Source organism: Nocardia inohanensis NBRC 100128, assembly GCF_001612945.1.
In the GTDB taxonomy this organism is placed as follows: domain Bacteria; phylum Actinomycetota; class Actinomycetes; order Mycobacteriales; family Mycobacteriaceae; genus Nocardia; species Nocardia inohanensis.
In genome coordinates this window covers 254,514-265,077 of sequence record NZ_BDBK01000002.1, presented here as the reverse complement: position 1 = coordinate 265,077, position 10,564 = coordinate 254,514, and the positions used below count along the sequence as shown (strand labels likewise).

The 10,564-nt window shown below is 67.5% G+C and carries 9 protein-coding genes; 3 read left to right on the top strand and 6 right to left on the bottom strand.

All coding sequences use genetic code 11. From position 1 onward, the window contains the following. Positions 1-514: 514 nt before the first annotated feature. Positions 515-1,870 (bottom strand): GAF domain-containing protein, encoded by a 1,356-nt coding sequence (locus NI1_RS07775; RefSeq protein ID WP_067816156.1) that lies wholly within the window; start codon positions 1,868-1,870, stop codon positions 515-517. A 210-nt stretch (positions 1,871-2,080) separates the two neighbouring features. Continuing rightward, on the bottom strand, positions 2,081-3,481 hold the full coding sequence (mftF, locus tag NI1_RS07770; RefSeq protein WP_067816153.1) for a mycofactocin biosynthesis glycosyltransferase MftF: 1,401 nt from the start codon (positions 3,479-3,481) through the stop codon (positions 2,081-2,083). Positions 3,482-3,689: 208 nt separating this feature from the next. Here mftF and mftR2 point away from each other — a divergent pair, with 208 nt between their 5' ends. Together mftR2 and NI1_RS07760 are read left to right on the top strand one after the other, a co-directional pair. Continuing rightward, a complete protein-coding gene (mftR2, locus tag NI1_RS07765; protein ID WP_084522778.1) occupies positions 3,690-4,310 on the top strand; it encodes a mycofactocin system transcriptional regulator MftR2 in 621 nt (206 codons plus the stop codon). A gap of 64 nt (positions 4,311-4,374) precedes the next feature. Continuing rightward, positions 4,375-5,430 carry a ferredoxin--NADP reductase gene (locus tag NI1_RS07760; RefSeq protein ID WP_067816150.1) on the top strand — a complete coding sequence of 352 codons (1,056 nt, stop codon included), beginning with the start codon at positions 4,375-4,377 and terminating at the stop codon, positions 5,428-5,430. Here the strand turns inward: NI1_RS07760 and NI1_RS38775 are convergent. After that, on the bottom strand, positions 5,427-5,993 hold the full coding sequence (locus NI1_RS38775) for a transglycosylase SLT domain-containing protein (RefSeq protein WP_218026712.1): 567 nt from the start codon (positions 5,991-5,993) through the stop codon (positions 5,427-5,429). The two genes, NI1_RS07760 and NI1_RS38775, sit on opposite strands and share 4 nt — an antisense overlap. A gap of 300 nt (positions 5,994-6,293) precedes the next feature. Continuing rightward, positions 6,294-7,001: a DNA alkylation repair protein gene (locus NI1_RS07750; protein ID WP_157535055.1), complete on the bottom strand. Its 708-nt coding sequence runs from the start codon at positions 6,999-7,001 to the stop codon at positions 6,294-6,296. A gap of 163 nt (positions 7,002-7,164) precedes the next feature. On the opposite strand from NI1_RS07750, the gene NI1_RS39150 reads away from it, so the two are divergent. Further along, on the top strand, positions 7,165-7,833 hold the full coding sequence (locus NI1_RS39150) for a DUF3761 domain-containing protein (RefSeq protein ID WP_067816144.1): 669 nt from the start codon (positions 7,165-7,167) through the stop codon (positions 7,831-7,833). Positions 7,834-8,035: 202 nt separating this feature from the next. Here the strand turns inward: NI1_RS39150 and NI1_RS07740 are convergent, their stop codons facing one another. Both NI1_RS07740 and NI1_RS07735 read right to left on the bottom strand, forming a co-directional pair. Continuing rightward, positions 8,036-8,290 carry a hypothetical protein gene (locus NI1_RS07740; RefSeq protein WP_067816141.1) on the bottom strand — a complete coding sequence of 85 codons (255 nt, stop codon included), beginning with the start codon at positions 8,288-8,290 and terminating at the stop codon, positions 8,036-8,038. Beyond that, on the bottom strand, positions 8,290-10,431 hold the full coding sequence (locus NI1_RS07735; protein ID WP_157535004.1) for a hypothetical protein: 2,142 nt from the start codon (positions 10,429-10,431) through the stop codon (positions 8,290-8,292). The genes NI1_RS07740 and NI1_RS07735 overlap by 1 nt, the downstream gene beginning before the upstream one ends. Between the last annotated feature and the right edge of the window lie 133 nt (positions 10,432-10,564).

Below are 10,564 nucleotides of genomic sequence, written 5' to 3'. Positions count from 1 at the left end.
CAGAGCCTCCCTTGCTCTCACGAAATACTGTGTGGCCCAGCGTTTTCAGGGAGCACGAAATAGACCTGAGGTGCCGGGCGGACCGGCACCCAGGCCGCGGTAAACCGCACTGCCCCTGGGTGATTCGACGAATGCGCGACGTCCTCCGAGACGTACGCGCGGCTGATCAAACTAGTGCGCGAAACCGGCCGGGCCCTCGCTTGCGCCGACCGCGATGCGGGTGCCTCCGGGCCATCCGCATCCGAGTTGTGCTGCTCCGAATTCCTCCAACTTCACCGCTGCGGCGCGATCCCCGGCCGGGGCCCGAAATCGTGCCGGTGTTGCCTGCATCACAGGGATGCCGTCCATGCATTGCGAAGACTAGGCGGTCGGTGAATAAAACGGAACTTTTTCCCTAAAAAAAGTTGGACGAGCGTCTAGTTGGTTGAGAGGAGCGCGCCCGACGCGGGAGAAATGTGGGTGTGACCACATGACAGGGCGGCGGTGTGACCGACCGCACTTTCTGATGCGCAGACTATGAGTCGAAACGTTGCATCTGCGTTGCATCGGCGCCGAGGCGGCGATCGAGCACGCGAATCTTCGCTTCGATCTGCGCATACAAGGGTGAGTCCCGGTCAACGGTGGCGCGATAGACCGCCCACGCGGCCGCGTCGTCGCGCCCTTCCGCACCGGCCGTCCACCGGCTCAATACCGAAGCGTCACTGGAACGCAGCACCGCGGTCCGCAGGCGCACGCGCAATTCATCTCTTATGTCTATAACTCCCGGCGCATTCGAACGCGGCAGGACCGGACCCGAATACAGGCGCACGGCGGTATCGACATCACCGGAATCCAGGGCGGCGCGCAAAGCCTCCACATCGGTGGCGATCGGCACCCGCAAGCGGTAAGGGCGCGAGCCGAACACATTCGGGCCCACCACCGACCGGAGCCGGGACATGGCGGCGCGAATGGTGGCGTTGTCCAGATCGGCGTCGTCGAGCAGCAGCGCCAGGTGATCGGCGGACAGGCCCTCCGGATGCTCGGCCAGCAGCAGCAGGATCTCGGCGTGCCGCTGCGACAAGGGAACTCGCTCCCCCGCCACCGTCAGCTGCGGCTGCCCCAGGCCCAGCACCTCCAGCCCGAGCCGCTCCGGCGCGGGCGCGTCGACGCCGGAACGCCGATCCTGGCCCGAGCGGACCGCCGCCAGCAGCAGATCCATCTCCGCCGCGGTGGCGGCCGCCTTGACCAGCGCCAGGATCTCCGGGCGCGCCACCCGCACGCCGCCCGCGATCATCAGCACGCCCACCAGGCGGCCGTCCGGATCGTGAACGGGCGCAGCGGCTCCCGTGATCTGGTGCATGCGATGCAGGAAGTGTTCGGGGCCGTGGATCCAGGCAGCCCGGCCGGTGCGCACCACCAGGCCGACGGCATTGGTGCCGACGCGGCGCTCACTCAGGTCGTTGCCCTCGCGCAGCCCGGCATCGGACGCGGCTTGCACGCGGTCCGCGGTGCCGTGCACCGAGAGCACCCGACCGAATTGGTCGGCGACGACGACGATGAGACCGGTGCTGGTGGCATCGCGCAGCAGCAACTTGTCGACCAACGGCATCACCGCCGCGATCGGATGCGCGTCGCGATAACGCTCCAGATCCGCGCCGCGCAGTCCGCGACCGTCTCCGTCATCCAGGGGATCGACCCCGCCGCGTAGGGTGCGCAGCCACGATTCGAGCACCATCGGGCGCAGCAAACCTGCGAGCTGTCCCAATTGCTCGCCGCCGACACTCAAATACCCGTGGGCTTGAGCGGCATAGGCCTCCAGCGCGCCGAGCTGCGAGCCCGGTTCCACGCCGTTTTGCTGCGGGTGCCCCCCACCTGCGAGATTGCTGACCATTTGCCTTTCTTTCCGCCCCAAAGGGTACCGGTGGGGGTACCCCGGATTGGCGGAAGCCGAACGTTTGTCCCGCAGGTCACACCTCGACGGGAACCCCACGAAATGTGAGCTACGCAGCAATTTCTTAAACAGAAGCGATTCAGTTGACTGCTCGTGCCGCCTGCACAACTACTCCGGCCACGCCTTGGACAAGGTGCCCGACGTGCGGATTCAATTGGGCGGCAAGGTCGGTCGCAGCGAGGCGAAACTCCGCAGCCGAGCCGCTCCCCACCACAGGCCCGAGCCGTAGGCGACATCGTCCAAGCGTTTGCAGAGCAGATACCGGGCCGGATCCAGGCCGCCCTGTTCGCGGTGAATGAACCAGTCGGCCAAGCCGTCCGCCACCGCCATGGTGATAGCCAGCTGGCGAATGCGGCGCGAGCACAGCACCCCCAGCAGGGTCACCGGCCAATAGTGGCGGCACAGCGCCGAAGCCAGCCGCCAGACGCCGCCGGAGAAGCCGCGTGCCATATATATGGCGGAGACCCGGGTCGGATTGTCCAGTTCGGCGAAGACGCGGCGCAGCCGGAACAGGGTCGCCACCAGGGTGATCAGACCACCCAGCGCACCCCAGCGGGTGAGGGTGCCGAAGAGCAGCGCGGTCACCGCGGTCCAGATCGGCATCGACAGCGGGGCCGCCATCCCGGCGTGCCGCCGGCCGAGCGGCGCGACGCCGGTGCCGTGGGTCACCTTGTGCGCGAACCATTTCCGCAACGAGACCGGGTTGCTGTGAGCGACCCGGGCCGCCGGCTCGTAGCGCAGCCGCCAGCCGGCGCTGTCCAATCGCCAGCACAGATCGATATCCCCGCCCGCGCCCATGGATTCGTCGAAACCGCCCGCGCCGAGCAACGCCTGGCGGCGCACCAGCAGCGCGGTGCTCGGCACATACGGCACCGGGCCGTGCGCCTGCACCGCCGACTCGCGCCGGCCGCGATGCAGCGAACCGCGGGTGTGCTCATAGCGGGCGAGCATGGTCGAATCCGGATCCATCGCCAGGATGCGCGGGGCCACCAGCGCCACCTTCGGATCGCTGAAATGGCCGAGCATCACCTCCAGCCAGCCGATGCGCGGCACCACATCCGGGTCCAGGAAGGCCACGAATTCGGTTGCCGCGGCCCGCAGTCCGAAATTGCGGGCCGCCGCCGGGCCGTGCCGGTGGTCGCGGCGCAGCACCGTCACCCGGCAGCGATTCACGCGCGCCGACGGCACGCTGACCGGTTTGTCCGAGCCGTCGTCCACCACGAGCACGGTGTGCCCGCGCAGCGCGGAGAGCAATCGATGCAGGCCGGGGGTGTCGTTGTACACCGGGACGATGATGGTGACGTCCTCCACGGCGGGCAGCAGACGCGGACGCGGGTTTGCCACACCGGAATCGAGCAGGCGTCTGGCTACCTTGGCCGACGTAGGGTCGGTCACCTCGAGGTACCCGTCACCGATCAAGGCCGCAGCTTCCGGAGCGAGGCGTAGCAACCGCGTCGGCGAACCACCGACCAGGAAACGTCCACCGGAGTATGTGCGCACCCTGGGATCGATTCGCACCCCGAAACCATCGGGAAGGCGATCATGGCGCATTCCTGGAATGCTAGGTCAGCCAACACGCGGCAATCATGATTGGCGCGCCGCCCGCTATCCGGATCGTCCGGTAATCCGCGGCAGCGCACCCGCAGCGGGACCGGCGCGGGGCGCGGCGCTCTACACTTCGGTGGGAAATCCAGCAGGTGAACAGGCAAGGGACGGAAAACCGCCCCGCGGTGGCCGAGGTGGCATGGGAGTCGGACGTATGCAGACAAGCGGGGGCGGCAACACCCTCTCGGAATCCGAGATCGTCGAAGCCGCGCTGCGAGTGGTTCGTCAGGACGGCGTGGAGAAACTCTCCATGCGCCGGCTCTCCCGCGAACTCGGAGTTTCGCCGATGGCCCCCTATTACTACGTCGCCGACAAGCGCGAGCTACTCGACCTGGTCGCTACCGCCGCCCTGACCGGAGTCCGCAAGCCCCCACCGGAATTCGGCTCGTGGCAAATGCGGCTGCGGGATCTCATCGACCAGATCGACGAGAAATTGCGCAAGCATCCGGGGCTCGGCGACGTGCTGATCGAGCAGTTGCTGAGCAAACAGCTGGATCTGATCGCGGCCGTGATGGAGATACTCTTCGACGCCGGGTTCGACGAGCGCAATGTGCTGGCGTCCTACGCGACCATCCACACCTATCTGTTCGGGCGCTCGAAGGTGAACCCGCGCGATCGCACCGCGCTGCACGACCGGGTGCTGCCCGAAGCGGTGGAGCGGGCCACCAAACATATGGCGGACCTGCGTGGGAAATACTCTTACGACTTCTCCATGGATGTGCTGATCGCCGGACTCGAGGCTCAGCTTGTCCGGCAGCGAGACAGCCACGTATAGTGAAACTAGAACACGTTCTAGTTTGGGTAAGCCGTACCGGCCACGCCGGGTTCGAGAGGACACTATGACCACCGTCGACGTACCGCAGAGCTCACGATCGGCCGTGCTGCGGGTCTCCGCGGTCATCAACGAGACGGCCGACGCCTGTTCACTGGTATTCGACGTGCCCGAGGAACTGCGCGAACGCTTCGCATACACCCCCGGCCAATTCCTGACGCTGCGGATTCCGAGCGAGCTGACCGGATCGGTGGCACGCTGCTATTCGCTGGCGAGCTCGCCGCACACCGACGACAAGCCCAAGGTCACCATCAAGCGGACCGTCGACGGGTACGCCTCGAACTGGGTGTGCGACAACGTCAAAGCCGGGGACGAGCTCGAAGTACTGCCGCCCTCAGGGGTTTTCACACCCAAGAAGCTGGACGAGAACCTGTTGCTCTTCGCGGCTGGCAGCGGGGTCACGCCGGTCATGTCGATCCTGAAATCGGCACTGGCGCGGGGCAACGGCCGCATCGTGGTGGTGTACGCCAACCGCGATCACGACAATGTCATCTTCGCCGCCGAACTGCGGGAACTCGCGGACAAGCATCCGCAGCGGCTGGCCGTCATCCACTGGCTGGAGCATTTGCAGGGGCTGCCGACCGCCGACGCCCTGGCGACGCTGACCGCGCCCTACACCGAATACGAAGCGTTCATGTGCGGGCCGAAGCCGTTCATGGATCGGGTGCACGACGCACTGGCGCAGAACGGCGTGCCGCGCAATCGGACTCACGCCGAGGTGTTCAATTCGCTGTCGGGCGATCCGTTCGCCGAGGTGGCCCCGGCGGAAATCAGCGCCGAGGAAGAGGCCGATGCGGCGACCGTCGAGGTCGAACTCGACGGGCAGACGCACGAAATGAACTGGCCGCGTAGTCAGACGCTGGTCGACATCATGCTCTCCAAGGGGCTCGACGTTCCCTACTCCTGCCTCGAGGGTGAATGCGGTTCGTGCGCATGCACCGTGCTCGAAGGGACCGTCGAAATGGAGAACGCCGAAATCCTGGATCCCGAGGACATCGCCAACGGCTACATCCTCGGATGCCAGGCGCGGCCGGTGACCGACCACCTCAAGATTCAGTTCTAGTAAGCGCCGAAGACGTTGTCGATCGACCCGTAGCGGTGCGCCGCGTAGTTGCACGCGGCGGCGATATTCGCTACGGGATCGTAGATGTCCCAGGAGGTTCCGTCGACGTGGTACGCCTGGAAAGTCGGGTCGATCACCTGGAGTAGACCCTTGGACGGGATACCCGCCGCGGCATTCGAGTCGTAGAGGTTGATCGCCTGCGGGTTACCGCCGGACTCCCGCATGATGTTGCGGAAAATGCCTTCGTAGCTGCCCGGAATGGCGCGCTGGTTCATCACGTAGATGGCATTGCGAATCCAGCCGTCGAGATCGTTCCCGAAGACCGGCGGCAGCAGGCCCGAATACGGGGCCGGGAGCTGCTGCACCAGTTGCTGGACCTGATCCTGCTGCCCCTTCGGCAGGGATTGCTGCCACTGCCCGGCGGTTTGCTGGAACTGCTGGGCAGGTTGCTGGAGCTCGACCGGAACACCCGGCAGCTCCGCGGCGGCCTGGCCGGTGGTGCAGACGATGGCGGCGGCGATCAACGCCGAGGACGGCAGAACAAGCAGTTTTCTCAGAGACATAGCGCATTTCGGCAGCGCAGGACCCCGCGGCGGGCACCCCACGATGCTCGCCGATACGCTGCTGGGTTGTGAATTGGGTTGTGGGCGAACGGGATCCGGGGCTGACGGGGATCACCGCTCATACGCGCCACAACTCACGGGGCCGGACGCATGACCACTGGGGCTGATCACAGAATGATTGCGGAAAGTTAACGTAAACTGAATACGAGATGAACAAATGGGGTTTCCGGGCGTGTCAGCAGGGCTTGGTGCCTCGATTCGTGCATTGACCAGGCATTTGCCGCATAACTGCGGGATCGGTCACTTCGCGCGGTAGTGCGTGCGCTCTTCGACAGTCAGCTGCTCGGTCGCGTAGCTGAGCGCGGTCCGGCCCATCTCGGCGGCATGGACGTCCAGGAACGCGGTCAGCTGCGCCCGGTCCACCCGCTTGCCGATCTCGCGCAGCATCCAGCCGACGGCCTTCTGGATCAGATCGCGCCGATCCGGCAACAGCAGCTCGCACAGTTCGAGCGTGGTGCCGGTGTCGCCCGCCTTGATGAAAGCGAACGTGGTCAGCAGGGCCACCCGCCGCTCCCACAGCGACTCCCGCGCCGCCAGCTCGAACAGCAGCTCGCGAGGGCGCTCGAGCAGCCAGGGGCCGAGGATGAACTCGGCCGAGGCATCGACCAGATCCCAGTTGTTGACCCGGCCCCGCCGCACCGCCGCCAGATACCGATCGACGATCCGCTGCTGCAACTCCGGATCCGGGCCGCGCTTGCCGAGCGCCTTCGCCATCCGGGCGTTCAGGATCACCAGCCCCGCCAGCCGATGCTCGTGCACCGCACTGTCCAGCAACTTGTCGATCTCCGAAAGGTCCAGCTCCGCAAAGCCTTTCGCGACCTTCCGGGTCGCCGGTACCCGCACCCCGATGAACACGTCCCCCGCGCCGTACTCCCCCGGTCCCGTCTTGAAGAAACGTTGCAAGTGCACCGCATCAGCGGGGTCCGACACCTTCGCCAACTCCGCCATCACCGCGGCCGCCGTCTGCTCCACCCCACCATGATCGGCCACCCCACCGACACGCCCGCACTCCCACGCCGCGCCACGCCGCATCCGGTAATGCCGCCTCGGCAGGTCCCGATGCCCCCGACATCGGACGCGCACCCCGCGCAACCCCGGACCTGGAGCGACAGTGCACCTTCGATCTCGCAGGCGCGTCACCACCAGCCTCCTCGCCGCCCTTCTCGGTGCGATCACCCTGACCGGCTGCGCCCCGCACACCACCCCCGGCCGAGCCATCCCCGCGACCGTATCGGCCCGGGCCACCACCACTTCCGCGCCCGCAACGCTGGAACCGGCATCGGCGCCGGACCTACCCGTCACCACCATCGTTCCGGTCGCGGCACCACCCATCGCGACCGATCCGGCGACCACGCCGCCACCGGCCACACCCGTCGAGCAGGCCGCTCCCAGCACCGCTCCCCCGGTAGTCGCCGCACCGAAAGCCATTGCGGCAGAGACAGAAGCCGGCCGGTCCGCTGAACCGCCGGCGACCACCACCGAACCGGCAGCGGCGCAACCGGCCGAATCTCCGGCCGCCACCACCGAACCCGCCCCGGAGCCGACCACACCGTCGACGACGACCACCCCACCGGCACCGGCCGAGCCGCCCACCGCGACCCAATCCGGCTGCGGCAGTGGCTATTACCGCAATGCGAGTGGCAATTGCGTGCACGATCCCGTCACCGCCGCGGCGGCCCCACCCGGTGCGACGGCGCAATGTGGCGACGGCACCTACTCCTACAGCCAGACCCGCAGCGGCACCTGCTCCCACCACGGCGGCGTGTCCCGCTGGCTGTAGCCCCCGGGAAGTGGCGAGACGCGGTTACGCGCAATCGACTTCATCTGCTGTGCGCACACAGAGAACGAAGGGCCGATACCGGCACCGGTCGGGCTGACCCTGGATGGCATCGAGAAGACGGATACCTAAGTGGGACAGGCGGTTACGGCTGTCCGGATCACTGCGGGGGAATCGGCCGAAAGATGGCGCGGCGGCGGGCTTTTCATCCGGCCTCGGCGATATCCTCCGATTTCGGGGGCGTTTCGGATCTCGGCTGGTCGCCGTCGTAGCAGGCGGCGATGAGGTCGGCGGCCGCGTGGCGGGTGCGGCGGGCGGCGCGGGCCAGTTCGGAGACGGTGATATCGCCGGCCTCGGCGCGTTCGGCCGCGGCTTCCAGTTCGTGGCTGGCGATGAGTAGACGGGTGATCTCGGGCCACCGGACCGACGCTGCTCCTGGCTGGCCAACAGTGAATAGCATCAGGCGGTTTCACCCGCTGCGCGTAGCAGCATCTCTCCGAAGACGCGCATCTGATCGGCGCCGCCGTACCAGGCGGTCACCAGGTCCACCGCGGCGTGGCGGGTGCGACGGGCGGCGCGGGCCAGCTCCGAGACGGTGATATCGCCGGCCTCGGCTTGCAGGGCGGCAGCTTCGAGGTCCTGGCTGGCGACCAGCAGGCGCATGATCTCGGGCAGGCCGATCGAGGCCGAACCCGGCTCGCGGAATTCGGTCAGCGACGGGGGCGGGGTCGAATTCTCCTGGGCGCGTGCGCTTTCCCTGGCGGCTCGACGAGTCCTGGGCGGATCGCCCGCTGCGCGGCGCGGCACGGCCGCGGACTCCGAAACCAGACGCTCGGACGACAATTCGGATTCTCCCGTTCGATCCGGCGAAGTCTCGGACTCCGGTGCATCCCGGCGCGGCTCGGAGGCCACCGCGCGACTGGACGAAAACGTCTCGGCTGCTTCGGCATCCGGCGCGGACACCGGCTCCGGGGCAGAGTGTGAACCGAGCGGCTCGAGGGCAGGCGCCGGACGCGCATCGGCAGGCGTGCCGAGCGAAGCAGCCTCCTCCGCCGGCTCTACTGCGGCGCGCTTTCCACGCGAAGGGAGCCCCGGCAATGCGGCGGGCCGCTCCGCTTCGTTCGAATCCGGAGTCGTGGCCGAAAGACCGCGGCGCAGATCCAATTCCGCGGTCTGCGGCTCGGACTGTCCCGCCGCGGACGAAGCACCGCCGAGTTCGACATCGGCGCGCTCACCCGGCCGGCCGGATTGCGCGGCAACGGACAGCAGCCGCGATCCCGCCGCCAGATCCGCGGGTGGAAGCGAGGCGGTGAGTTCCAGTTCGGCGGTGGCGATCCGCGGTGCGGAAGCGGTTCCCGCCGCCACTCGGCGCGGGGACGGGAGGGAACCCGCGGCACGACGGGACTCGGTATCGGATGCCGCGCGAGGGGCGGCCGCAGCGGTGTCCACCGTCGGAAGGCTCAGCGAAGGAGTGGAATCGACGGGATCCGCAGCAGCGGAAGCAGATGTGAGACCGGAAGGGGCGATGGTGAAGTCCGGATCCGGGGCGACGGTGGATTCGTGGCGCGAGCGATGAGCGGCCAGGGCGGATTCCATGCGGGCGGAGACGGTTTCGGGGTCATCCGATGACATCAGGCCGGCCGCTACCGAATCCAGCAGGGAACGGTAGGACGACGACGAGGAATCCGCGGGCGGGAGGTAGGAATCCGAGTCCGTGGGCGATGCGGTCGCCGGGGGCGCGGCGGCGGGAGAGATTGCCGGGGGGATGCTGAAGTCCCGGGAAGTATTGAAAGTGGGGTCGGACGCGGGTGCCGAACCGGTGGCGGTGGAAGCCGATTCACCGATGGGGGCGTACGAGATCGGGGCGAACTCGCCCGGGGTGCGGGTCGGCAGCGCCGCGGGCGGCGGGGACAGGCGCGGGACCGGATGGGACTGTTCGGCCAGCGAGCGGTAGCCGAATGAGGCGGCGGAATCCGCGCCGTTCACACTCGAATCGGCGGAGGAGGAATCGAATCCGTTCACGCCCGGGTAGGCGGAGGCGGAGTCGACACGATTGACACTCGGATAGCCGGAGGCGACGGGATTCCCGTACCCGCGGAACGGATCGCCGGAATTCGTGTCGGCGTATCCGGAAACCAGGTCGGCGCTATTCACGCCGGTCGAACCGGAAGCCGGGCCACCGCCGTTCGAACCCGTCGAGCTCGACGACACGTCACTGCCGTTCACACCCGTGAAGCCCGACGACACGTCGCTACCGTTCAGACCCGTGAAGCCCGACGACAGGTCGCTGCCGTTCAGACCGGTGAACCCCGGCGTCGGGTCGCTGCCGTTGGCGCCGGTGAGGCCACGGGAGACGGGTGTGCCGGGGATGGTGTCGTTGCGGCCGGTGTAGGCGCGGCGCAGCACCGGCTCTGGGGCGGCGGGCGGGGTGGCGCGCGGCGTGGAGCCGTTGGTAAGGGCGCGGTTCGAGCCGGTATCGGCGCCGGTGAGCGGCGGGGTCGGTGCGGTGCCCGGGCCAGTGGGGTCCCCGTGAGTGAGGCGGTAGGTCTCCCGCCGGGCGTTCAGGGATTCACCCAGTCTGGTCGAGAAATCGGCATCCATGGCCGACATTCTTACCGTTGCACCGAGTCGGGTGCGACTCGGGATGTTACGAAAGCTATTCACAAGCAACGGTATTGGGGTATTGACGAATCGGCATTCAATAGGTGCTGATTCCCCTCGCAAGCGCGTATCC